The organism is Hominibacterium faecale (assembly GCF_020734085.1).
GTDB classification, from domain to species: Bacteria; Bacillota; Clostridia; order Peptostreptococcales; family Anaerovoracaceae; genus Hominibacterium; species Hominibacterium faecale.
Genome location: NZ_JAJAGH010000018.1, coordinates 1 through 25,224, shown reverse-complemented (window position 1 = coordinate 25,224; position 25,224 = coordinate 1). Strand labels below are relative to the sequence as shown.

The window sequence follows — 25,224 nt, the reverse complement described above, 5'->3', positions numbered from 1 at the left end:
CCACCTCAGCCTTAGTATGAACAAAAGACCCATGAATCATCCTTATCAGTGAGGATTCCTTTAACTGCAAGCAAAAGGCCGGCCTTTTTTTGCAAAAGAAAACAGCGCCCCGTTGAAGCGCTGTCTGTATGTTTTTTTATTGCAAAAACGTGCCTATCACTGTAAATACCCAGATATGGAGCGGGTAATAGACGTAGAACATCCACTTGGAAAATCCGTTTCTCGGACCCGTTCTGCCGTTATACAGCAGGATAAAGGGAATCACGCTCACCATCGCCCAGTCGCAGTTTACTGCAAAGAACAGCTCCCACTCGATCTCGCCGGAGGAATTGTAAGTAAGGCTGGTAAAAGCAAGGACTGCGCCAATGGCAATCAATATCAGGCACAGTAGCCATCTCTTTTTGTAAAGAAAATAGCTGGCCGCAATGACCGGAATAATATAAAACCCACCTTCTGTATACATCATGGCCATGACACAGATAATCGCTCCCGCTGTAAATGCCACCAGCTTGCTCTGTATGGTTTCAGCCTGCTTTCGCGACCATTCAAAGACCCACATGGCCCCAAATCCGGCAGCCAAGGTCAGGAACATACTATGGCCGATTGGAGCATCATTACCTGTCAGATACGCCACAAGCTTGTTTCCGCCCCACATGATAATTCCTGCCGCAGCCAGACGGATAAAATATTTGGTCCGGTCCGAAGTGTGGAAAAAGCCTTGCACCAGCAAATAGGCGAACAGGGCTCCCACAAATCTGGAAAAAATATGGTAGTATGGAAACGGCTCCTGGTTCAAGAGGATGTCCACATTATCCAAAGTCATAAAAAGCAGTGCGATAAATTTCAGTTGAAATGAATTCAATCCTATTTTTTGCATGTCCAAACATTCCTTTCCAGTCTTTCATCTATATTGATTATATCCTATCATACATTTATTAACATTGCAGGATATAAATATTAATTTTTTATGATTTTCCTATGAGCGTCCGATGTTGGACATGCTGATTTTGAGCTGTGAAAGCTTCAAAAGAACAAACACCGCAGCGTTTATTCCCATTTGAAAAACAGGATCGAGATTCCGCCGCAAATGAGCAGGCAGGCGAGTATAATGAACGCTGGCAGCCATACGGATTCTACCGGCAACCCGAGAGACGAGGACTTGAGCAGCTTAATGCCTTGTGTCAAAGGCATAAGATCGGCAACTTTTTGTAATACAGAGGGCATCACCTCATAAGGCAGGGTAGCCCCTGAAAAAATGATCATCGGAAAATAGAGAATACTGGCCGCAGCACCGGCAATTTTTCCGTTGGGAGATAGGCCGCCAACCAGCATGCCGATACTGAACATTGATAACATGACCAGAAAATATGCGCATAGAAACAGCCCCGCAGACCCCGTAAACCTATATCCAAAGAACCAGGATGCTGTTACGAAAATCAAGAGCAGGGATAACAGCGAGTAGAGCACATATACGGCTGCCTGAACAGCCAGCAGCAATGCAGGACTTGTCGGTGTCACTTTAAAACGTTTGAGAATTTTTTGCTGTCGATACTCAGATACAACCAGGGGGAGCCCCATAACGCCTCCGGCACATATGGCAATGGAGGACAATGCTCCGAAGGATTGCTGCAAAAACGTGTATTCTGCACCTGCAGCTGCCGGCTCCTCTCCATAAATCATTCCCAGAATAACGGTAACAACCAATGGCATAATCAGAGCAAAAATAATCATATCCATTCCCCGGAATGATAGTTTCAGCTCTGTTTTGAGCATGGTAAGGAATTTATTCATCATCGGCCTCCTCTCCGCTAAACCATAGATAGGCATCTTCAAACTTGGAACAGGCGCTCTGCTCCATCGCTTCTCGTACTGTACCGGTAAAAATCAGCTTTCCTGCTTTCAGTATTCCGATTCTGTCGCAAAGCACCTCGACTTCATCCATATAATGAGAAGTCAAAAATATGGTTAGCCCCTGCGCTTTCAATTCCAGCAGGCTTTTCCACACGCTGCGCCGTGCTTTAGGATCCAGGCCGGTCGTCAGCTCATCTAAAAAGACGACTTTCGGGTCCGGTATCAATGCCAAAACAATAAACAGTTTTTGTTTCTGCCCCCCTGACAATTCGCTGATAAAGGCACCTTTCTTTTCTATCAAGCCAAACCGATCCAGCAGCTGCACATAGTCTGCAGGTGTTTTGTAAAGGCAGGCTGTTTCTTCGCACAGCTCTTTGACCTTGATTTTATCCGGGTAATTAGCCTCCTGAAACTGAACGCCCACTTGCTCAAAAAGTTGTTTACGTTTTTTTTGCGGGCCAACCCCCAGGATGCGCACAATGCCGCTGTCAGCGCTTCTCGTTCCCAGGACGCACTCGATGGTGGTACTCTTCCCTGCCCCATTGGCCCCCAAAAGCCCATATACTTCACCTGCCGCAACCGATATGCTGAGATGATCGATTACGTTCTTTCCGGCGTAGGATTTGCTCAGGCCGGAAATTTGGATTGTTTGATCCATGTCTTTATACCTCCTTATGTTGATGTGTATAAAGACTAGCATGTTCCGTCGCTCTGGTGGGTAAGTGTAGGCTTATTGCTGGTCATCCTCTTCAATTTTTTAATTTGTTGGGCTGCAAACAGCGCATTGTCTTTCGCCTCTTTTAATGAAGTCAGCAGCCGATCACAGGCGGTGATAATGTCGTCATCTAATTCCGGCGTATCGATGATTTCCAGAATATTCGCCTTTGGATCGCTTGACAATGCCCGCAGCATTCTCAATATTGCAGCGAGGGAATAGTTTGCGCATCGCAGTGAGCGGATGATCATAAGCCCCTGCAAATCCGCTTCTGTATAAACCCGATACCCATTCTGACGGCGTTTTATGGTAAAAAGGCCATTCAATTCCCAGTTTCGAAGTGTATCGATAGACACCTCCAGAAAATCGGCTGCTTCTTTTCGCGAATAGGTTTTATCCTCTATTTCACAATTTCCTTCAATGCCTGAAAGTATCTTTCTGGCAATTTTGATTGCTTCATTTGCCTTCTCTTCCTCTGCATTTACCCGTTCAACATATTGCCCGATCAGATCCTCAGCTTTATCATAATCTCCCGCAGCTGAAGTCTTAACGATGCATACAGCCAGCTTACGAAGTCCGTTTTGCAGGATTTCGGTTTGCAAGACCTTACGAGCCAGCCGAAATTGTTCAATATGCAGATCGGTAAAAATTCTGTAGCCATTTTCCTGACGCTCGGGTTTTGGGATTAGGCCGCATTCCTCATAAAGCCGGACCGTATTTACATGAATCCCGATCATTTTTGCCACTTCATTGGTTCTAAATGTGTTCATTTCTTGCACCTCCTTCCCGATTATGACAGATTCTCAAACCCTGGTGTTAAAATGTAGGGTTTGCTTTTTTTCTATGAAAAAACCCCGAAAGATTCAATCTTCCAGGGCTTGTATTTGGATGCATCAACTAGTGCTGGCCTTCTCCATAGCGGAGGTTAAGCTGCGTATACGTTGATCGCTCTTACTTTCTGACTGTTCTTCGGATCCGCTTCTGTATCGAAGGTTACGTTCTGTCCGTCAGCAAGGGTCTTATATCCCTCTCCCTGAATCGCAGAAAAATGAACAAAAACTTCTTCCTTTGTATCATCATTCGTAATAAATCCAAATCCCTTATCAGCATTAAACCATTTTACTGTACCATTATTCATTGTGGCACCTCCATTTTTTATTATACCCCAACTGTTAGACAAAAAAACACATGCTTTTGTAAATCATCGAATGAACCAGTGACTTACAAAAACATGTGAGACAATGCGACATTTAGAATATGTATTTAATATACCATGGAAGCTGGCGATTGTCAAGGGTATTTTAAATATAATGAAAAACCCGCGCTTTGGCGGGTTTTCAACATGGAGCGGATGAAGGGAATCGAACCCTCGTCGCCAGCTTGGGAAGCTGGAGTTCTACCATTGAACCACATCCGCAAAATTATATTTCTTTCATAAACTGTTATTTATTATAACCAATATTTATCGGATAGTCAAATAGGCTTTTTAGAAAAAGCTCGTCTTCTATTAAAAATTTTCTGACTCTAGCCTCTATTCGACAGCTGCGGCAAAATCTTGGGAGTTCTTGGCTTTTTTCCGTTTATTTGCGGATTTATATTCGAAATGAACAAAATCAGGACGAATGTCCATATAAAAACGCCCTGTTTTTCATGTATTCAACCTTAATCTCAATTAGTTTGTTGTATATCAGCAATTCATAGTCATAAGTTTGCACTAACTAAAACTAAAAAATTTACAAATCAGCTTCCACCCTCTGAAAATGGGTCAAAAAAGCAAATTTTATATGGACATTACCATAAAAACACCGAGTTTCGAATATAAAAGGGACAAATTTACATTTTCTGCGCGCACTCATCCCCGAAAAACGCAACCGATATGAAACAAATCTCTTTATTTTTCCATTGCTGCCTTGACCATTCCCGGAATCTTTCTGCAGGCAGCTTCTGATACAGATGCTATCGATACGCGCAGACCTTTTGCCAAAGGAACAATGAAAAGTCCTTGGTTTTCCAATTGTTTGCTGATTTCATCCGGACGTTCACAAGGAATTGATACGAAGAAGCCTGCATCAAAAGGAACAATCTCTAAGTCTGCTTTTTTTGCTTCCTCTTCAAAAGCACGCCCTCTCTTAATGAGCATCTCACGATAGCCAGCGCGCTCCTGGTCAACTTTTTTCAAGAGTTCAGGATCGCCATAGATTTTCGACAAAATCACCTGAGCCAGTTTGGCGCTGTTGGACCAGGAACCTCTTGATGAAAACTCGCATACGCGTTTGAACTCAGCCGCAATAGCTTCGGTCTGCGCCATACAGATCATTGCTCCGCATCTGGTGCCATAAAGCGTGTATGTTTTGGATAAACTATAAGCGATGATGGGAAGAACATTCTCAGGTACAGCTTCCAGCCTAGGCAGAAATCTCCTGTACTCTTCTTCATCTCCTGCAAAATCAATATAAGCCACATCCACCAAAAGCACGATGCTTTCCGCCTTTACAGCCGCCGACTTGATCGAATCCATCACTCGGTCCCAATCTTCCAGTGTCAGTGAATAGCCGGTGGGATTGTGAGCCGGCGTGTTTAAAATAATTACTAAGCTTCCCTGCGCCTCAGACAGTTCTTCAACCTTTTCAGCAAAAGCAGCTCCATTAAATCTGCCCTGTTCGTCAAACATCCGGTAAGTGTCAATGGTCCGGCCCATTTCGCCGGCGATCGTATTATAGGGAGCCCAATGCCAATCAGATGTCAAAATCTTGTCGCCCGGCTCCGAGTAATTGGCGATGGCATTTCGAATTGCGCCTGTGCCTCCAGGCGTTGAAACCGCCTCGGTAAAACGTTTTGGCTGAAAGCTTCCAAAAGCTGCTTTTTTTACGGCCTCGCGAAACTGTGGAATACCGCCGATGGGTGCATAATCGGCAAAATCAACAGGTTCAAGCTCCTTTACCGCTTCTGCCACTGAAGATAGCACAACCAGATTGCCGTCGTCATCCAGCAGCGAACCAATTGTAGCATTGATTACCTGTCCGGCGCCCTTTTCCGCAATCATCTTCTTCGCCCGATTGCTGATACCAAATATTTTATCCTCTAAAGGGATTTTTCTTCCGTTTTGTTTTGCTAAAATATAATCTGACATATTTCACCTCATTACCTCATCAAACACTACAGCAGCGCACCGCCGTATAAATCCACGCGAACATTATAATACCCGAGCTATGTCGAGCCGTATTTCAATGTTCGCCTCCTTTCGGCAACGCCGTATAAATCCATGCGAACATTATACCACAAGTCATATGAATTACAAGCAATTGACAGTATGAAAATTTTCAACTATGGCGATAATAAAGAATATTGGAGGTGAAACTTTATGCGAGAAAAGAAAAAGAAAAAAGATCGGGCAGCACTGGCGTTGGTCCTGTGTTTCTGTGTCGTAGCGCTTACCTCAGTATTTGCAGTTAAATCCAATTTGGATAAATTGAATACCGAAGACAAGAATATGGAAATTTCCAAAAATACGAAAACGGAAACGGAAGGTACACAGGCGGCTGCGCAGACCCCGGTAGTGGACAGCAAGAATTCGGAAAAAAAAGCTGAGAAAAAAGCATCCGCCGATTACATCGCACCCTTAAATGGAAAGATACAAATGGAGTATTCCATGGATATGCCCATCTATTCAAAGACTCTGGACCAGTATATGACCCATCCGGGCATCGATATCGCCGCTGCTCTTAGTACGAAAGTCAAAGCCATCGCAGGCGGCACGGTTACAAAAGTTGCTGAAGATGATCGCTATGGTATGACAGTGGAAATTACGCATGGTAATGGCATTGTATCCATTTATTCCAATCTTGCGGAGAAGGGGCTTACCGAGGAAGGCAATGTAGTAAAGCAAGGAGATGTCATCGGGATTGTAGGGGAAACTGCTCTATTCGAGACGTTGGAGGAATCACATCTGCATCTGGAAATGACTAGAGATAGCGCTTATGTCGACCCAACCGATTATATTAAAGGCTTATAATCGAATAAAACGATCTGCTGGGATCATGTCAATTGTATCAAAAAACCATATACAAAGAGGAATGAGATCCTCCAGTATATGGTTTTTCATATATCTGTAAACTATTTATTTCTTCCTGAGACCAATTTTCTATAAATCAAAACATAGCCTAATGTGAGTGTTGCCAGGATCAATAGAAGCAGCAGCCAAAGCATGCTGGAATCAGAATCACCCGTCTGAGGAACTTTTTTGACTTGATAAGTATTTGTAAATGTGACCTTACCAGTGCCGCCGCCCTTAACGGAACAGACCCCGCCTTTGACTTCGCAGGTAAACTGCTGACTGCCGGACGAATCGACAGGAGTTCCATATTCATCAACTTCTGTTACATAATAAGTGATTGCTTCCCCCTTCGCTCCTGCAGGAACAGGCACCTGGATCGAAGCCTGCGATTCATTATCCAGTGCGATCGCGTAGATGATATCCTCGCCGTTTTCATCGGTCAGCAAATTTGTATAATGGCTGTCAGTAAAAACACCTGCATAATATACATCATCCACATTATAGGCTTTATCCCTCAGCATCGTCTTTTTCGTAATGTCGATGGTCCCTTGGTAGTAGTATTGCTCCACGTTGAGGGTATTGACCAGATTCATACCGCTCACTTCCGACGTATACGCTGCTTCAGCGCCTGTTTCCATTACCGAATACTCATATGGTTTTCCCGTTTCATCTTTATCCGCAAGATTAACAAAATGATAGGACCAATTATCTTTTGCAGTAACCGTTTTTACAAGCGCGCTGTCTGTAATGGGATCTTTATATACCTTTCCATTTTGCAGCAGCGTTACTTTGATGGAAGCCGGCCGTTTATTTTCTGCGTTATTATCGTCATTCCAGGTTTTGGTCCCGCTCAGTTCTGCTTTTTGGGTATATTCGTTGGTAATTGTTACTGCTTTTGTACCACGCGCGTCTACCGTTACCTCTGGGTGATCAATGCTGATGGTAAACTCATTGCCTTCGGTGATGGCATTTCCCTTACTGTCCGTTTCCGCAATATAGTATTTAACTGGTTCTCCGCCAGCTCCCAAGGGCAGGCCATCGACCGTCACAGCCTGACTCTGAGTGCCATCCACCGGAAGGGCTGCTACTGCAGACACTTCCCTGCCGTCCTGATTTACAGTAAGAATATTCTTGCACGCCGGATCTGTAAATATTCCTGCGTAGAACACACCGGCCACATTGTATGGACTGCCTCTGAGCGTAACCTTTTTGGTAATGGAAACTGAGCCGGCCAGATAACCTTGCAGCGTGTTCGTCAAATCCATTCCTTCTGCAGTCACTGAATATCCATCTACCGCCACTTCATCTACCGTATATTGATATAAGGTTCCGTGCTTATCAAATTTAGGCAGCTTATCAAAGGTATAAATCCACTCCCCATTGTCGTCGGCTTTTACCTCTTTCGTTTGATATACTTTCCCATTTTGAAGCAATTTTACCGTAATGCTGTCCGGCCGGAACAAATCTGCTACGAATTGATCGTTTTCCCAATTCTTAACACCCTTGACAGAGGTTTCATTATTAAAGGAGTTGGTTATTTCTGCTTTCCCCTGATGGTTTTTTACAGTCAGTTCGATCTGATTGCCTGGTGTTCCGTCAACCTTTATGGATGCACGATATTCATAATCCTCACCAAGTAGTTGTCCGCTGTCATCTGCTACTTCGGCCAGATAGTAAGTGATCGCCTCATCAGCGGTGCCGACCGGGATGCCTTTAAATTCTGCCGTGCCTGTATCACTGCCGCTGAGTTGGATTTTCTGAACAGGGATATCCATGTCTGCCCCCTGACCTTCAGGATTCGGATCCGGCATCTGCGCTCTAATGGTGCATTCTTTATCGCTGAAGAGTGCCACATAGAAGGTATCCGTTACCTTCTGCGGCCGGCTGTCCGCGGTAACGTTCTTTGTGACTTTAATCGTTCCATCCCAGGAATAAGCCTCATAATCATCCAGTGTATTGATGATATTGGTACCATCATAGGTTACAATATAGCCGGCAGCAGTTTCTTTTTGATTTTCTGTCTCCACCTTCTGATCGCCTATTTTTGTTTCCTTTACCGAATAGTCGATTTTTACACCATCTTTATACACGGGCAGTTCCTTGAATTCATATGTCCAGTTATTTTCTTTTGTCACCTTTGTTTTTCGATTGGTCGCAGCGCCGTCAGCAAAGAGTGTTACTTCAACGCTGTCCGGTCTGGTCTTAAATAAATCCTCCCCGTCTTTCCAGATTTTCGTGCCCTTTACTGCAGTTTTATCCGGTACATGTGTATTTGTTACTGTAAGGCCGCTGTAAACGGTTGTATACTCGTCATCGTAGCTGTCAGTCACTTCCTTGTCTCCGTTGAACTCGACCACTGTATAATGAATCTTTGTTTTATCCGGATGATAAACCGGGAGCTTCTTCCATACTGCAACATCTTTGTTTTTGGACCCATCAACTGTAATTTCCTGCTTGCTGTCTTCGATGAGCGTGCCATCCTTTTTCAGCGCCAGCGTAATTTTGTCTGGTCTTACTTTATCCTGGTCATTTCCATCCGACCAAATTTTTTCGGCGGTCACATCTTTAAGACCCAGCCATGTGTTGGTAGCGGTCACGCTGTTTTGATTATTGTAGGTAATATCGCCGTACGAATCAACTTTGACTCTTATGTCATCGGCTTTTCCCCACCCATCAGCAGCGGTCTCTTGGATTATATAGTCACCCTTCGCCAATTTGACGGGTTTATTATCAGAACCGACAAACTTTACCGGGCCGTAAACACCTTCTTGCTTTTCGGTGTCATTACTGATCACTGCAGTACCGAGTTCTTGTGTTCCTTTATACAGCTTGAATTGGAAAGAGAATTCCTTTGGAATCGTACCTGCTTCATCGCCCGCAATTTCAATTTTCTTGGAAATTTCGGGAGTCGGACCTGGCTTCTTATATTCATTGGTAACGTTCAGCCCGCTGTCATCTATATTGGAATCATAATGATCTGCATCATCATCTGCAATATTGATTTCCTTTACAAAATAATGAATTTTTGTAGCGATTCCGTTTTGTGCAATTGAATACTGGGGAAGGTTCTCCCAGGTCACCTTAGTGCTTGCCTTCCATTCTCCGTTTGAGTCCGGTCTTAAAGTGGCCGGATTTCCAGTAATATCCACCTTACTCTCTTGTGTGCCGATCTTATGCCACAGCTCAAACTGAACACTGGTTGGAGTTTTTTTATCTTGGAAATCGTTGTATTTCCATTCTTTTTGCGCAGTGATATCCGTTAATCCGTAGAATTTATTTTCAAAGTTGTTTCCTCCGCTGCTGTAGACCGCCTTTCCATCGGCAACCGTTACCGCGACCATTTTTGTGTCGTATTCCCACCCTGCAGGAACCTTAGACGTATCCTCTATAATTACGTACTCTCCTGACTTAACTTTATCTGTAAACGCTTTTTCCAAGGCCAATCCCTGTTCTTTCAATTCTTTTGCCGTGATTGTCAAAGATTGCAGAGCATTGCCCTCGACTTTTGGCTCTCCGGCGCTGCCGCCGTTTTTATACAGATTGAAGGTAAAGCAAAGCGTGTCCGGAATATCCTTCGGATTCGCCTGGGCTTCCAGTTTAATTGTTTTATGAACGTTCAGCTGAACTTTTTTTGGCGTATTTGCGATAGCCGTAAATTCTTCTGCTGGCTTTCCTTCAATGGTTACGTTTCCATAAGCCACTTTTACATCATACTTTGACGAACTCGCTTCATAACCTTCCGGTGCTGTTGTTTCACTAAGTTTATAATTTCCTGCAGGGATTTTGTCAAAGGATACAGTACCATCCTCGCCGGATGCAGCATTCATTATGACGGTTTTTTCGCTGCCTGAAGCAGTGCCGCTTAATTGAAAGTTCGCTCCCGGTAAGGCCGTCTTTTTATCCTCTTTTACTTTTTTGAAAGTGAAGTCCCCGCAAAATCCTTGGATTTTGGGCACTTCAAATTGTTGATGGTTTAATTTGCTGAGGACCTGATCGTCATTTACCTTAGAGAACATAAAGTAAGCCAAGTCCGTCAACCCGTTTGTTTCGACTGATTTTTGGAACTCGAACCCTTTTTGAGTTGTATCCAGTGCAATTGGATAGGTCAACGTATACGAGTAATACGTTTTTCTCCCGTCTTTCTGTTCCGTCCTCGGGCTGTTCTTAAGATCCCAGGTCAGCTGTCTTTTGCTTTCATTATATGTAAAGGCATTCTCGGTTTGAGAGCCTCCCTGGCTGGACTTTCCAAGATAAAGAATGTTTTCCCCCATTGGATCTGTCGCATACCATGCCTCGGCGCCTAATTTGATCAGCGTCAAGATTGCGTTGAAATTGTTAATCAATTCCTCCGTATCGTCCGATTTAAACGCTTTACTGGAAAATCCGCTGAGCCAGGTAAAGACGTTCTGATTTTTATAGTTGCCTCTTGGCGACTGCTGGAAGGAAGCATTTCCAGTAGCAAATGCGATCGAGTACAAAGAAACCGGGCTCTCATTAACTTTCAGTTCTTTTATTTTCTGAGCGATACCTCCATCTTTTGTTACTGAGTTATGATCGTTCCAGGAAGCGCGGTTTCCGCCTCCACGCGCCCCTTTTATATAAGCGGTTGAATTTCGTGATGCATCATCAGCAATATGATAGGTGGGGCACCCGTCCGTCAGCATAATTACATTTACATTTTTAATACCCTCGAGCGTACCATCCTGATCAGCGGCTTTTATTACATTATATGCCAGCTGAAGGCCGCCCTCAATATTGGTACCTCCATTCGACCAATCGAGACTATTGATATCTTCTTTACTGCGTTTTTTACCGCTAGAAGAAAGCACATTCTCCCAATTCCATCCGTTTTTTACTTTTGCATTGCTTCCAAACTGGACCAGCTTGATAAGCCGTTTTTCAGTTAAACTGCCTTCTACTGTACCAAATGCATCAATAAAGCTTTTTGCTGCATCTACTGCCGCATCGGCACGGCTCTTTTTACTGCCGGCTATCTTCTCATCGCTCATGCTATTGGATGTATCCATCACGAGTACAACAGCTGCATCTGCTGATGTCGGAATTTCATCCAGTTTTTCCGTAGTTGTTACATCTAGAGTGACTTGAAACTTGTTTTCCGTATCAGTGCCTTCAATATATTTGTCTATCTTCAGGTCACCATTCTCATAGATCTGTACCTTTTTACTGGTATCTGTAATTTGTTGGCTGGAGCCGCTATTGGTGTTTTGCTCCGCAAAGGATACAGGCGTCGCCTGTATAAAGGCCATGATCACGACTGCTAAAATTGCGATAAGCCGTGTACGTTTCTTTTTCCTCTTCATTTTCTCCTCCTGGTTCGTGCTAAATATAGTTACATCGTAACCACGATTTGTTACATCTACGTTACATTTTGGCTGTTTTTAACAATTCGAACAATTTATTTTGCCAAGCTGTTTTTTTGTCTATGGGAGAACCGAAGTATGGCACCAATCGCTGTCTAGCAGCGGCCACAAAAAAGCAGCCGGGCGTAGAGCTTCTTGTTTGCTCACGCCCGGCCGCTTCCGGCTTTCATTTTATTCATTTGTGTTTACAGCAGTACATAATTGATCTTTTTACCGGCAGCCCGAAACTTATCCTCATATTCCGTGGTAACATCCCTTGCTTCATACTTGCTGCCATGCAAATCCCTGGTCATTTCCTTCACTTCCAGGCCCATTCGCTGGGCTTCTTCTATTGTGAAGTCAAAGAGGCCGTCGTTGTCTGTTTTGACAGCGATAAAGCCATCCTTTGCAAGGATCTGTTTATAACGGGTTAAATATTCACCATAGGTAAGACGCCGTTTGGCATGACGTGCTTTGGGCCAAGGATCGCTGAAGTTGAGATAAATACCAGCAAGCTCTCCTTCTTCAAAGAGATCTCGGATATCGCGCACGAACATATGCACAAATCGCAAATTGACGATTTGCGCCGCATCCACTTTTTCGAGGGCCCGCAGCAGAACGCTGTCCTGCCCTTCAATACCGATCAAATTGGCGTCTTTAGATGATTGAGCGCGGCCAATCAGAAATTGGCCTTTTCCGCAGCCCAGCTCCAGATAAAGAGGGCCTTCCTGGTCGAATGCTGACGTCCAATTTCCTTTGTATGTTTCCGGCTTCTCGATCAAGTAATGACTTAGAGCCGCCATACGTTCTTCCATATTTTTTGCTTTACGCTGTCTCATTTTCTTGCAATCCTTTATCTTCCTATCAATACTCTTTCCAAAATAATCACTGCCAGAAAAGCGATCAGCAAAATGGCGGCTGCCAAATCTCGCTTGCCAAGCTTCATTCCGTTCATTCTGGTGCGGTGCTGTCCACCCCTGTAGCAGCGGGCTTCCATCGCCATAGCTAATTCCTGAGCAATTCGAAACGCACTGATAAACAACGGCACCAGCAGCGGAATCAGGCTTTTGGCCCGGCGGATGATATTGCCGCTTTCAAAATCGGCGCCTCTGGCCTGCTGCGCTTTCATAATCTTATCGGTTTCCTCCAGCAGAGTAGGAATAAATCGCAGGGCGATGGTCATCATCATCGCCAGCTCATGAGCAGGGACACCAATCCGCTTTAAAGGAGAAAGCAGCGCTTCAATGCCATCGGTAAGGCTGATGGGTTTGGTGGTCAGCGTCAGAAGGGACGAGCCTATAATCAGCAAAATCAACCTCGCTGCCATAAAAAAGGCGGTATTTAAGCCTTCCTCAGTAATCGTCAGAATCCAGATATGGGCTATGACCTTTCCTGGTATCATAAACATATTCAGCACAAAGGTGAATAAAATAATCAAAAATATGGGTTTCAAACCTTTGAGCATGAATTTAAGCGGCACCCTCGAAACGGCAATCACAATGCCCAATACCACCACCGCAATCAGAAGCCCCCAGAAATCCGTCACCACAAAGAGGGCGACAATATAAGCTAATGTAACTATAATTTTGACCCTGGGATCCAACCTGTGGATCCAGGATTCACCTGGGTAATACTGCCCCAGTGTAATATCTCTTATCATTTAAACGATTCCTTTTTTAAAAATTGATATAGTGCTTCTTCCGCGTCTTCCATGCGAAGAAAACTCCCTGTAAAAGGCAAATTCTTTTGCTTGGCCAGTTTCATCAGTTGAGCAGATTCCGGCAGTGCAAGCCCCATTGAAGTCAGCTCTTCTTCTCTAGAAAATACTTCCTCCGGAGTCCCCTGCATCACCAGCCGGCCGCTGTCCATCACCAAAATTTTATCAGCCATGCGGGCAATATCGTTCATGTTATGGGATACTAGAAATATAATATTTTTCTCATGGGTATGAATCGTCTCGATCATCTGCAGCACATCCTGGTGAGCCTTTGGATCCAGACCCGCTGTCGGCTCGTCCAGAATCAAGACTTCCGGCTTCATGGCAATGACCCCGGCAATGGCAACACGCCGCTTCTGCCCTCCTGACAAATCGAATGGAGACCGCTCATGAATTTCATCATAATCAAGACCTACCAAAAGAAGCGCTTCGCGGACCCGGGCCTTTACCTCGTCTTCATTCAGACCCAGATTAAGAGGCCCGAAAGCCACATCCTTCTCCACAGTCTCTTCAAACAACTGGTATTCCGGATACTGGAAAACCAGCCCAATCTTCTTGCGGATGTCCCGCATCACCACACCTTCCCCCGTAATATCGGTTCCACTGACAACAATGGTTCCGGACTTCGGTTTAAGCAGCCCGTTCAAATGCTGAACCAAGGTAGATTTTCCCGATCCCGTATGTCCAATAATGCCGACAAATTGGCCGTCCTCAGCACTAAAGGTCACATCCTCCAGTGCGATAGACTGATGGGGCATGCCTTCACTATAGATATGTGTTAAATGTTTTACTTGTATTGACATAAGAATTCAACCATTTCTTCCATATTGATGATATTTTCCGGCACTGCAATGCCTCGCTTTCGCAGCCGATGACATAGTTCGATGGTTAAAGGCACATCCAGGTTCATTGCCCGAATCTCGTCGCCCCGGGAAAACACCTCCCTGGGAGTGCCGTCCAAGGCGATTTTTCCTTGGTCCATAATTACAATCCGTTCTGCCTCAGCAGCTTCCTCCATAAAGTGGGTAATTAAAACAACAGTAATCCCTTCTTCATGCAAGCCCTTAATAATAGACATTACTTCACTGCGCCCCTTGGGATCCAGCATGGCAGTAGGCTCATCAAAGACAATGCAGTCGGGCTTCATTGCGATAGCGCCGGCAATGGCAATCCGCTGTTTCTGTCCGCCCGACAGCAGGTGGGGAGCCTTTTTTCTATGCTGGTACATATTTACTGCCTTCAGAGAATGGTCGACCCGTATTCGAATCTCGCCTGGAGGTACACCCAGGTTTTCCGGACCAAAAGCCACGTCATCTTCAACGATGGACGATACGATCTGATTGTCTGGATTCTGAAATACCATGGCCGCGCTCTGTCGAACATCCCAAATGTTCTCTTCTTTTCTCGTATCATAACCGTTAACATAAACAGCCCCGCTGCTGGGCAGCAGCAAGGCGTTGATATTCTTTGCCAGGGTGGATTTCCCAGAACCATTTTTACCGATGATGGCCGTAAAGCTGCCTCTTTCAATTGACAGAGAGATTCCTTTAATGGCACGTACATGCTTCTGATCTTCGTCCCGCGTATATTCAAATACCAAATCTTCGATTTGTATCATATTGTTCATTTATTCCATTACTCTCTTTCCTGCTTCTGCCTCCAGATAGGTACAGGTGCTGTAATAGGCTTTAACCGCCTCCGCGTTTTTCAAATCCAATGTTCCGTGCATGTTCTTGACATATTCCAAGTATTGGCTGAGGATGTCAGCAAGCACCGTATCCGGATTTTCTGCTGCATAGGTCCGGTAGACCTTATCTGCATCTTCCAAAAAGCGGCCGCTTTTCAAATTAAAATTTGGGCTGTCAGCAGTGCCTGCAAGAAGCAGCTTTATATACGTTTTATACAGCGCGTCCGCATCCTGATGAATGGGCTTTTTCTCCTTTTCTCCGCGGATCAGGTGTTCTACCTCTGCAGCTCTATTACATAATTCCTGTCTTGATATCGTCAGTTTTCCAGCCTTAGTTGCCGGTTTTTTCTGTTCCTTATTCTTTATTGCGCATAGATTTCGATAATCGTCGCTGGCGTAGGATCCATAGAGTTGCAAGATCTTGTCATAATCGATCATTCCATCATAATAAGGGAAAAGATAGGTTTCATATTCGATCAGCATTTCATCTGCCGCTTCTTCACTCATATTGGGAATAGTTTCTTTTAAATATGCCTCTACTTTTTCAATTTGATGTTCAGATACCGGCTTTTCCATCATCGCCACGTATTCTTTTTGTATGTCAACCGGATCTTTTCCGCAGGCTGCCAGCATCAGCACGGCTGCAAGCAGAAAAAAAAGAACCGCTCTCTTTTTCATATCCATCCTCTCCCTAAAATCTGCCGTGCACCCGCACTATTATATCATAGGAAATTCCTATGTCCATCAGTAATATTGCACGAGGAATTCATGCAGGGCGTTGGCATCCAGTTGTCCAGGAGCAGAAACCTTCTGTCCGGCCGCAAAGGTAATTACCGAGCCGAACTCGCCGCCGCAGATTCTGGTAGTAGCCCCCAGCTCTCCCATGGATAATGCGATAAACGGAATTTCTGCATATGTATCCCGCATCAACGCCGCAACTTCCAGTAGGCTGAACACATCACTTTCTGACTCTGGCATAACTGCAAGTTTCATCATGTCTGCTCCCAATTCCTGCATAACAAAAAACCTTGCCAGCATTTCCTCCAAATCAGGTGTCTTCTCAAAATCATGATTAGAAAGCAGCACTCTCGATCCATTTTTATGGGCATAAAAAATGAAATCGCGAATTCGCTCTTCGTCTACCTGCCCCGGTGCGTCGAATGTCTCTATATCCATAAAATCTGCCATCCCGCCTTCTGCGATCAGCTCGTTGATCTTAAAATAGTCTTCTTTATCCATCTTCACCATCCCGCCTTCTTTTTCCGTACGGATGGTAAAGATGATTGGTACGTCGAGGGCAATGCGCAAATAGCCCAGCACCTGCTTGAGTTTTTCGCCCTGCCTCTGGGGAGTTTCCTCTTTCATCTTGCTCAGCATATAATCAGCCCGCCACTCTACCAGCTGGCACGGCAACGTTTCTGTCAACTCAGCTTCTTTTAATATCTCGTTCTGGCTGAACCCGGTAAGAGGTATACAGATTTTCGGCATTCCTTTACCCAAAACCAAATCTCCGATTGTCAATGTATTCATATTCTCACTTCTCCTCAATGCTTTGCTATTCCTTAGTTTAGTACACTTTTATGGGTTCGTCAAGCAGACGGCACAATGTTTTACTGCGGGAAAGGCTTTGCCAGGCACATTCCAGTATCACAAGGACAGCCCCTCCCCTATTCCAGCGGTGTCCGCCAAAACAAATCTTCCCCAGGTTCAGATAAACTGCTATAATGACAATATGAAAAGTATAACTGCAAGACTCGTTCTTACCATTATTTTAATATCATTGTCCGTCAGTCTGATCATCGGTGCTGCGACCCTTTATCGAAGTTCCTCTTTGCTGGAGGATGAAACCAGGACCCAGCTCCTGGCATCAACGAAAGAACAGGCCAATGGGCTCAGTTCCAAATTTAGCCATATCGAAGGACTGGTCGATTCTTTGACCGGCACGGTTACGGCTGCTTTTGATGCAAAAAAGGGCCGCAGCAACCCGCAATATGTAAAGTCTTTTAACCGCGATTTAAAAAGGATTATTAAAAATAGCCTCTCTGCCACTCAGCTGGCCCACGGCCTTTACGTCACATATAACCCAGAGTTTACATCCCGTAACGATGAAGTATGGTACGCTCGGATGGACGGCCAGATCACTTATATTGCTGCAGATTTTGCCGCTAATAAAAGGAATTTTTCTCTGCCATACGACGAGGACGTGGCTTACTTCTTCAAACCCCAAGAAACCGGTTCCCCATCCTGGACCGGCCCCTATTACGATCGGGATGTAAGTCTCAGTGTCCTTTCTTACTCCAGAGCCATCTGCATAAACGGACAATTTGTCGGTGTGGCGGGAGCTGACATTACTACAGATACGACTTTGGATTTGGTCAGCTCCATGAAGCTTTATCCCCGCGGTTATGCCTTTCTTCTTGATGAGAAAGGCAATCCTATTATTGCACCAAAAAATCCAAAAGCGCAAAGCTTAATTAAGGCAGGTCAGGCATCCGTATCCGAATTTACTGCCGGTGAAAAGATGATGGTGGCCTATGCTCCCCTTTCCAACGGGTGGATGCTAGCTACAGTACAGCCCCAGTCCGAAGCCTACCATGCTATTGACCAGCTAAAAAATGCCTTTCTTATCATTTTCATCATTACACTGACAGTGATTATCATTTTAGCCGTTTTCTTTTCCCGAGCCTTTTCCAAACCAATTGAAGAAAAGCAGCTGCTCTTGGAAAAGGAGAACTACGAAAAAGACGTTTTGCTGGTCTATCAAGCAAGGCAAGCGAAAATCGGCGAAATGATGGGCAATATAACCCATCAATGGAAGCAGCCCCTCAACAGCATCCACTTGATCATTGAAAATTTGCTGGACGCCTATAATTATGACGCCCTGGACAAAGAAACCATGACTGCTGCCGCCGATAAAATCGAAACCATCACCAAAACCATGGCGCGGACCATCACCGATTTCACCCAGTTTCTCAAGCCTCCTGCTAAAAACTGCTCTTTTGAGCTTAACAAGTGCATCGCCCTAGCTCTTTCCCTGATGGAAGAAAGCTTGCGCAGAAATAACATTACTGTGGATTTTGATGCAAAGCAGACGTATTATGCTTATGGGAATGCCAACGAATGCTCCCACGTGCTCTTTAATATTTTAAATAACGCCCGCGATGCGATCCTGGAAAGTGGTCCTGAAGACCGCCGCATACGCATATCCATCCACACTTGTATGCACCAAGGAACCCACCATACTCAGCTGGAAATCTTTAATGCGGGCGATCCGATTCCAGACGAGCAGCTTGCCAAACTCTTCGATCAATACTATACCACCAAGTCCTCCGACCAAGGCACTGGACTTGGCCTCTATATTTCAAGAATCATTATCGAAAAGCGTATGAACGGCACCATCCGCCTCATAAACGGCGGCGGCGGGGTCAGCTGTATTATCGAAATACCTACGGAAGGGGGGAAATAACCATGCATGAAAACACGCCCTTGGAAAAGGTAAAAGTCCTCTATGTAGAAGACGATGACAATGCCAGAGATGCTCTGGCATCCATGCTGAAACGGCGTGTAGGCCGCTTGTTTACCGCTAGAGACGGCGCAGAAGGCTTGAGCCTTTTTCAAACTTACCAGCCGGAAATCATTATTGCGGATCTCTTTATGCCCAATATGGGCGGGGTCGAAATGATCCGGCAGATTAAGGCTGCCGGCCATAAGCCCTTTGTAATTATCACCACAGCGGTCAGCGAATCGAAGGTCATTTTGGATGCCGTGGATGTGGGCATCGACAAGTATATCGTCAAGCCCCTGGATCTGCCAGCATTGATGGATGAGCTGGCATTGATGGCCGGGGAAGTGGAACAGCGCTGCAGTGCGGACCACGCTCTTCCTCCCACCGTTCTGTCCCATAAAAAAGAATTTGAATCCTCCATCAAAAAAGAATTTTCATCCTTCTTAAAAGCCGCCACCGGAAAGGGACCTTTAGACGTTAAAGTACTGATTTCCGATAACTGCCTGGAACTGACCGCAGTAGGCGTTTTGACTCCTTATGAAAAAACGTTACTTGACAATTTTCAGAATATTGCTATAATTAAACAGAACAGGCAATTATTTTTCTCCATAAAAGGCGAGGAAATACGGAGGCTGATCGCAGATTGCTTAAACATGGATGTGGAAGTATCTGAAATCGCCATTGACGTGAAACAAGATATTCATAAGCTGATATTTCATTGGAAAGGTTAATGAAAAAACAGTCTGTTTTCTGTTCGTTTATTAAAACCAATGCAAAGTGATTTGCGTTGGTTTTTTTAATTGTTATTTTTATATCAAAGAAAGGAGTGAAACATGACTGACAAACTAAAGGCGGAAGCCTACAACTTCAAACCCTTGCGTTCCTTGATCGCAGTGGTGCTCGTCATCCTTATTACTTATATCGTAACCAAACTTTTCATACCAGACGATCCTTCCCAGCTGGGAGCCTGGTCACTGATCCCGGCGTTATTCCTGGTCATCTATATCTTTGCGACCAAACGTATCCTGGAATCGCTGGTTCTAGCTTCCATCATGGGTTTTATCATGGTTTCGGAAGGCGGCAATCTGCTGAGTACCTTCAGCGATTCTCTGCTCAACGTGATGATGGCCGAAGATATCGCCTGGCTGATTATCGTCTGCGGCCTCATGGGCAGTATTATCAGCCTTATCGAACGGTCCGGCGGCGCCTTTGCCTTCGGCGAGTGGGCAGCCACCAAAGCCAAGAGCAGAAAGTCCGCACTCATGTGGACCTGGCTGCTGGGCGTGGTTATCTTTATCGATGACTATCTCAATTCCCTGACCGTAGGTTCCTGTATGACTTCCCTCACGGATAAGCATAAGGTTCCCCGTGAGTTTTTATCCTATGTTGTCAGCTCCACCGCCGCGCCGCTGTGCGTACTGATCCCCATTTCCACTTGGGCGGTGTTCTGCGGAAGGCTGTTGGAAACCAACGGCTGGGCACCCAAGGGAGACGGCCTTATCTATTTTATTTATACGATACCTTTTAACTTTTACGGCTGGGCGGCAGCTCTGCTGGTTCCGCTGGTTGTCTTTGGCATCGTACCCATATTCGGTCCTATGAAAGGCGCGGAAAAACGTGTTGCTGAAGGCGGACCTCTGGCGCCTCCGGGGTCGGAAAAAATCGATATCCACGCCAATGCTGGGGATATTGAAATGCCGGCTAATCCGAGAATGATCAATCTTTTCCTGCCCATCATCGTTTTAGTGGGTTCCACCATCATCTTCGATGTCGATATGCAGATGGGGGTTCTCTGCACCCTCGTATTTATGTTTATCCTTTATTTGCTGCAGGGCATCATGTCGGCCATGGATTTTGCCGATACCTGCGTCAAGGGAATTCAAAGCATGATCCTGCCCCTGATGCTGATGGTGCTCGCCTTCTTGTTTGCCGAAGTCAATGACCAGATCGGCTTCACGGCCTATGTAATCAGCTCTGCGGCGAAGATTATGACCCCGGCCCTGATGCCGTTCATTATTTTCATGGCCCTGGCTGTAACCGAATTCATAACCGGTACCAACTGGGGCATGTATATCATCGCCCTGCCAATCGTCATTCCTCTGGCGCAGCAACTGGACGTCAACATGGCTCTGGCTGTCGGCGCAGTTCTCTCCGCCGGAGTTCTGGGAAGTCATTGCTGCTTCTATTCCGATGCCACCATCCTCACGTCTTCGGCCTGCGGATGCGATAACTTCCGTCATGCTTTTACACAGATGCCTTTCGGCCTGTTGGCCGGCGTCTTCGCTGCCATCGGATTTTTAATCTGCGGCTTTTTATTCTAGATAGGGTTGCTTTCAGCAAAGGGAAAACGGGCCTCGCGGCGTCCAGAATTTCACCAGATGCCCAAGGCCCGTAAATTTCTACTTATGTTCGCTTCCAACTCCCCTCCTGTATCCCAATATGACTGCGCTTCCTATCATAAGGGAAAGGATCGCCAGCAATACTTCCCAGCCCATTGACGCCCTCTCATCGCCGGTTTTAGGGGTCTGCTGATCCCTGTCCCCGGACGCTGTAACGGCCGCCTTATAGGTTCCTTCTTTCCGCCCTGTCTTGGGCACAATCTGAGGATCCCAAGTACCGTATCCGGGGGATCAAGCGGGCCTATCTTCCCGTTTTTCGGTGTTTGTATGAAGGTGTAGGTGCCTAAAATAAGCTCATCGTTAATATGAAAGGGCCACAAGGTTCGATCACCATCTGGATCGTTGAGCTTCCTTTTATTAAAATATATATACGGATCTACGGGATCAAAAGCAAGCTGAGACATAATAATATGGCGATCCACTTCTTTGTTGTGCCTTGCAAGCCCGTACTGATGAAAAAGATTCCTGAACGGCGCCAGCGGGCAAGCCGGTTTCATAACAGCCGCATGAGAGGAAATGCGTTGTTTGACATTTCCATGGGCTAATATTAAAATGAAACCGCTAGTGTTGAAGGGCTCTCGGCAAAATAAAATTCAAAGGAGAAGGATATGGCGGGTTTATATAAAGACAGGTTTAATCACGAATCGCTATACAAGCTTGCACTGGAGATTCAAACGGTCTATGATGAATTTCCGGCAGAAGCGTTTTTGAATTCAACGATGGACAAAGCGTGGGACTGTTTAGAATTCAAGCAGCGGATTATGCAGATTAGTATGAATTTGGGGAAATACTTGCCGGCTGACTATAAAAGGGCGATTCAGATCATCAATCAAGTGATACGAAATTATGAAATTTCCTTGGACGGATTTGCCTTTTTCTTTCCGGGCTTTGTTGAGCTTTACGGGCAGGATCAAGAAAATTGGGATGTCTCTATGGCTGCTTTGGCAAGGTATACCCAGTACGCTTCTGCCGAATTTGCTGTAAGAGCCTTCATTCTCAATGATGAAGAACGCATGATGGCGCAGATGGCCGCCTGGGCTAAGGATGACAACGAACATGTCCGGCGGCTTGCCAGCGAGGGATGCCGCCCCAGGCTGCCTTGGGGACAAGCCCTGCCCAGTTTTCAAAAAAACCCAGTTCCCGTTCTTTGTATTTTAGAGCTGCTGAAAGCTGACCCATCGCCGTATGTCCGTAAAAGTGTAGCCAACAATCTAAACGATATCTCTAAAACACATCCTGACCTTGTGGTAAAAATCGCTCGGGACTGGTACGGCAAAGACAAGGGCACTGATTGGATTGTAAGGCATGGATGCAGAACGCTTCTAAAAAAGGGCCGCCGGGATGTGTTTGACCTTTTAGGGTTTGCAGATGCCGATTGTGTGAAGGTTTACGGCTTTTCGCTGGTAAGTGCATCTGTTTCCATTGGGGCGGATATGATCTTTTCCTTTGAAATTGAGACAAAAAAAGCAGCTAAGGTGCGGCTGGAATATGGCATTGATTATGTAAAATCAAGCGGCAGGCGAAATCGTAAGATATTCCAAATATCCCAGCTTACCTTCAAGGCCGATGGAAAGAAGTCTTACACAAAATCCCATTCCTTTGCAGATAAAAGTACGAGGAAACACTACCCAGGCATCCATTCGGTCACCCTGATTGTAAACGGCGCCGAACGCGGCACGCTGGATTTTGAAGTATTGGCTGCCTTATAATGGCTAAGACTCGTATCCAGGCAAAAGAATCATTTGCCTGGATGCTCAGTCCAGTATTGCTATATAGTTTTCAGCTTTTTCTTCCGACAAGGAAAACTTCTGCGCTATCCGGGCTTTCGTTTCCGCTCTGGAAAGCTCCATATCCTGGCAGAGCTCTGTCAGGGCTGCAATACCCTGTTCGATTCCTTTGTCGAAGCCTTCCGATAACCCCTTCTGATAGCCGTCCTGCTCCCGAATCGTTTCGCACTCTTCTCTGCTCAGTTCATCATACAAAAAACTCATAACATCACCACCGTTCTTCTTTAGAAAATCTCGTAAGACTCCTTCCTCAATACAGGTGTCTATGGATTGTTTGATGGCAGCTTCCAGGTCATTCGTTTTCTCCCAGTTTTTCCGTACCAGGTATATGAATCTGCTGTATTCGTTCAAAACCTTACAGCGCTCCAGAATTTCAGCTCCCTGTTTGTAATTGCCATTGATGACCTTTACAAAAAGGCCACGAGCACAACACCTGACAACATCAGAGTCAGATAGATCCATAGAGACAATCCGGAGTCTCCCGTCTGCGTGGAAGAGGTCTCAGCGGCAGTCTTGTCCGAAGATCCAGCGGTTTTGGACGGATCAATCCGGTCAGTCGGAGCGGCTGGTTCGGTCGGATCGATCTGGCCAGTCGTGTTAGTTGGGCCAGTCGCATTAGTGGGATCAGACTGATCAGTTGGGGTCGTCGGTCCGGTCGATTCTCCGGTCGGTTCGGTCGATTTTGGGTAGTCTAGCGTAGCTTCCATAACCATGGCAAAACCACTAGAAGCAGGTCCAAGTATAACAGTTCGAGATCTTCCACCGACTGCGGGGTGGTTGCGGTATCCTACCTGCCCTGGGCCTTGTGGCGTATTTATAACCGCGTTGCATCTCTCGTTCTGAAGTAATAATGTCTTGATAATCCTTCAGATTCGGAACAATACCTCACAGCACGTCCTGATTCCTTATTTCCTCGGTCGTTCCTGCTGTGATAACGGACTTTGCTTTTATGGAAAGGGGTTGGGCGGCATAGATCAATCCAGCCGTAATATGATCATTATTAAATGCAAGTGTGTTTTCGGCTTTTTATGGATATTCTCTTTATCTCCCTGCTGCAGGGCGTTAAGGGTTATGGACTCCACATTGTTTTCAGCTGAATCATGACGTAATCCGTAGTAGTCCCACTAACCGTCAGCTAATTGCTTTTTATTTTTATCTTGTGCCACGTTTCCGGGGTGAGGGGGTCAATCTTGTTTGTGTCCGGATTCGCCTCCGCAACCCAGTCTTGATTTTCCACTCCGCTTACTGTTATTCCCCATGCGGCTTGGGCTGCGGACGGGGCGGCGGCTTTTTGCTGGGAAAAGGCAATGGTGTCTTTGGCAGCGGTTTTCTCTTCTATACTATACCCCCCCCCCGCCTTTTCAGAAGGCGATACTGCGGATTCTTCCGTTGTTGCTTCTACCGTGGTGTTTTCTGCCGGATCCATCGCTTCCGACGAGCTGCTGCTCTCTGTCGCAGCGCTATCCTTCTGGCTTTCCGCATACGCAGCTGCCGGGATCAAAAGCAGGCTGAGACACAATAATATCGCGATCCATTTTTTACGCTTCATAGTATTCTCCTTATTGAACTTTCCGTGTAAATGATAAATAAAAGCAATAATGCAAAAAAAGACCGCCGATAACCGGTGGTCTTTTTTAATATCAATCTTTAATTACTCGATGATCTCGGATACGACGCCGGAGCCGACTGTTCTTCCGCCTTCTCTGATGGCGAATCTCAGTCCTTCTTCGATCGCGATCGGTGTGATCAGCTCGATTGTCATGGTGATGTTATCTCCAGGCATGCACATTTCTGTTCCTTCTGGCAGCTGCAGATCTCCCGTTACGTCCGTTGTTCTGAAATAGAACTGCGGTCTGTATCCGTTGAAGAACGGTGTATGTCTTCCGCCCTCTTCCTTCTTCAGCACGTATACTTCGCCTTTGAACTTTGTGTGCGGGTGAATCGTTCCCGGTGCGGACAGTACCTGCCCTCTTTCGATTTCATCTCTCTGCACGCCTCTTAAGAGCGCTCCGATGTTGTCTCCGGTCTCCGCTACGTCCAGCAGCTTTCTGAACATTTCGATTCCCGTTACGACGACCTTTCTCTTTTCTTCGGTCAGTCCTACGATTTCTACTTCTTCTCCTACCTTCAGGCAGCCTCTTTCGACTCT

Annotated in this window: 23 protein-coding genes and 1 tRNA gene; 6 read left to right on the top strand and 18 right to left on the bottom strand. The window is 45.7% G+C overall.

The window, feature by feature from the left end:
- Positions 1 to 136: 136 nt before the first annotated feature.
- From LG211_RS18710 to LG211_RS18680, 7 genes are all read right to left on the bottom strand, one after another.
- Positions 137 to 877, bottom strand: coding sequence for a TraX family protein (locus tag LG211_RS18710; protein ID WP_148396152.1), 741 nt, complete (start codon positions 875 to 877; stop codon positions 137 to 139).
- 170 nt (positions 878 to 1,047) lie between these two features.
- Entirely contained in the window at positions 1,048 to 1,794 is a 747-nt protein-coding gene (locus LG211_RS18705; protein ID WP_465250816.1) for an ABC transporter permease, read from the bottom strand.
- Positions 1,784 to 2,509, bottom strand: a complete 726-nt coding sequence (locus LG211_RS18700) for an ABC transporter ATP-binding protein (RefSeq protein ID WP_148396150.1) — start codon at positions 2,507 to 2,509, stop codon at positions 1,784 to 1,786. Before LG211_RS18700 ends, LG211_RS18705 begins: the two co-directional genes overlap by 11 nt.
- Before the next feature lie 35 nt (positions 2,510 to 2,544).
- Positions 2,545 to 3,336 (bottom strand): MerR family transcriptional regulator, encoded by a 792-nt coding sequence (locus tag LG211_RS18695; protein WP_253020371.1) that lies wholly within the window; start codon positions 3,334 to 3,336, stop codon positions 2,545 to 2,547.
- Between the two features lie 155 nt (positions 3,337 to 3,491).
- On the bottom strand, positions 3,492 to 3,704 hold the full coding sequence (locus LG211_RS18690) for a cold-shock protein (protein WP_148396148.1): 213 nt from the start codon (positions 3,702 to 3,704) through the stop codon (positions 3,492 to 3,494).
- A gap of 205 nt (positions 3,705 to 3,909) precedes the next feature.
- Positions 3,910 to 3,983, bottom strand: a tRNA-Gly gene (locus tag LG211_RS18685).
- 474 nt (positions 3,984 to 4,457) lie between these two features.
- Positions 4,458 to 5,696, bottom strand: a complete 1,239-nt coding sequence (locus LG211_RS18680) for a pyridoxal phosphate-dependent aminotransferase (protein WP_269478185.1) — start codon at positions 5,694 to 5,696, stop codon at positions 4,458 to 4,460.
- Between the two features lie 231 nt (positions 5,697 to 5,927).
- Between LG211_RS18680 and LG211_RS18675 the strand changes: the two genes are divergently transcribed.
- Positions 5,928 to 6,578 (top strand): M23 family metallopeptidase, encoded by a 651-nt coding sequence (locus LG211_RS18675; protein WP_253020373.1) that lies wholly within the window; start codon positions 5,928 to 5,930, stop codon positions 6,576 to 6,578.
- 101 nt (positions 6,579 to 6,679) lie between these two features.
- Here the strand turns inward: LG211_RS18675 and LG211_RS18670 are convergent, their stop codons facing one another.
- From LG211_RS18670 to aroD, 7 genes are all read right to left on the bottom strand, one after another.
- Positions 6,680 to 11,941 (bottom strand): Cna B-type domain-containing protein, encoded by a 5,262-nt coding sequence (locus LG211_RS18670; RefSeq protein ID WP_269478184.1) that lies wholly within the window; start codon positions 11,939 to 11,941, stop codon positions 6,680 to 6,682.
- Between the two features lie 245 nt (positions 11,942 to 12,186).
- Positions 12,187 to 12,819: a tRNA (guanosine(46)-N7)-methyltransferase TrmB gene (gene trmB, locus LG211_RS18665; protein WP_253020375.1), complete on the bottom strand. Its 633-nt coding sequence runs from the start codon at positions 12,817 to 12,819 to the stop codon at positions 12,187 to 12,189.
- A 14-nt stretch (positions 12,820 to 12,833) separates the two neighbouring features.
- On the bottom strand, positions 12,834 to 13,640 hold the full coding sequence (locus LG211_RS18660; protein ID WP_148396143.1) for an energy-coupling factor transporter transmembrane component T family protein: 807 nt from the start codon (positions 13,638 to 13,640) through the stop codon (positions 12,834 to 12,836).
- The gene (locus tag LG211_RS18655) at positions 13,637 to 14,500 is read right to left on the bottom strand and encodes an energy-coupling factor transporter ATPase (protein ID WP_148396142.1); all 864 of its coding nucleotides are present in this window, start codon (positions 14,498 to 14,500) and stop codon (positions 13,637 to 13,639) included. Before LG211_RS18655 ends, LG211_RS18660 begins: the two co-directional genes overlap by 4 nt.
- Complete coding sequence (locus tag LG211_RS18650; protein WP_269478183.1) at positions 14,485 to 15,324, bottom strand: energy-coupling factor transporter ATPase; 840 nt, start codon at positions 15,322 to 15,324, stop codon at positions 14,485 to 14,487. The genes LG211_RS18655 and LG211_RS18650 overlap by 16 nt, the downstream gene beginning before the upstream one ends.
- The gene (locus tag LG211_RS18645; RefSeq protein ID WP_269478182.1) at positions 15,325 to 16,062 is read right to left on the bottom strand and encodes a hypothetical protein; all 738 of its coding nucleotides are present in this window, start codon (positions 16,060 to 16,062) and stop codon (positions 15,325 to 15,327) included. It lies immediately after the preceding gene.
- 66 nt (positions 16,063 to 16,128) lie between these two features.
- Complete coding sequence (aroD, locus tag LG211_RS18640; protein ID WP_148396139.1) at positions 16,129 to 16,914, bottom strand: type I 3-dehydroquinate dehydratase; 786 nt, start codon at positions 16,912 to 16,914, stop codon at positions 16,129 to 16,131.
- 202 nt (positions 16,915 to 17,116) lie between these two features.
- Between aroD and LG211_RS18635 the strand changes: the two genes are divergently transcribed.
- The 3 genes from LG211_RS18635 to LG211_RS18625 all read left to right on the top strand — a co-directional run bounded on the left by LG211_RS18635 (position 17,117) and on the right by LG211_RS18625 (position 21,210).
- Positions 17,117 to 18,850: a sensor histidine kinase gene (locus tag LG211_RS18635; RefSeq protein WP_269478181.1), complete on the top strand. Its 1,734-nt coding sequence runs from the start codon at positions 17,117 to 17,119 to the stop codon at positions 18,848 to 18,850.
- A 2-nt stretch (positions 18,851 to 18,852) separates the two neighbouring features.
- Positions 18,853 to 19,620: a response regulator gene (locus LG211_RS18630; protein ID WP_269478180.1), complete on the top strand. Its 768-nt coding sequence runs from the start codon at positions 18,853 to 18,855 to the stop codon at positions 19,618 to 19,620.
- 102 nt (positions 19,621 to 19,722) lie between these two features.
- Complete coding sequence (locus LG211_RS18625; protein WP_148396136.1) at positions 19,723 to 21,210, top strand: Na+/H+ antiporter NhaC family protein; 1,488 nt, start codon at positions 19,723 to 19,725, stop codon at positions 21,208 to 21,210.
- Between the two features lie 78 nt (positions 21,211 to 21,288).
- Here LG211_RS18625 and LG211_RS18620 read toward each other — a convergent pair whose 3' ends face one another.
- Positions 21,289 to 21,486 carry a hypothetical protein gene (locus LG211_RS18620; protein WP_148396135.1) on the bottom strand — a complete coding sequence of 66 codons (198 nt, stop codon included), beginning with the start codon at positions 21,484 to 21,486 and terminating at the stop codon, positions 21,289 to 21,291.
- Between the two features lie 107 nt (positions 21,487 to 21,593).
- Here LG211_RS18620 and LG211_RS18615 point away from each other — a divergent pair, with 107 nt between their 5' ends.
- Entirely contained in the window at positions 21,594 to 21,833 is a 240-nt protein-coding gene (locus LG211_RS18615; protein ID WP_269478179.1) for a hypothetical protein, read from the top strand.
- 63 nt (positions 21,834 to 21,896) lie between these two features.
- A complete protein-coding gene (locus LG211_RS18610; protein WP_148396134.1) occupies positions 21,897 to 22,997 on the top strand; it encodes a DNA alkylation repair protein in 1,101 nt (366 codons plus the stop codon).
- A gap of 45 nt (positions 22,998 to 23,042) precedes the next feature.
- On the opposite strand, the gene LG211_RS18605 is transcribed toward LG211_RS18610, so the two are convergent.
- The 3 genes from LG211_RS18605 to LG211_RS18595 all read right to left on the bottom strand — a co-directional run.
- Positions 23,043 to 23,537: a FliH/SctL family protein gene (locus tag LG211_RS18605; protein WP_269478178.1), complete on the bottom strand. Its 495-nt coding sequence runs from the start codon at positions 23,535 to 23,537 to the stop codon at positions 23,043 to 23,045.
- Between the two features lie 673 nt (positions 23,538 to 24,210).
- Complete coding sequence (locus LG211_RS18600) at positions 24,211 to 24,624, bottom strand: hypothetical protein (protein ID WP_269478177.1); 414 nt, start codon at positions 24,622 to 24,624, stop codon at positions 24,211 to 24,213.
- Positions 24,625 to 24,726: 102 nt separating this feature from the next.
- Positions 24,727 to 25,224: EF-Tu C-terminal domain-related protein (locus tag LG211_RS18595; protein WP_269478176.1), on the bottom strand; the 498-nt coding region annotated here is incomplete at its 5' end.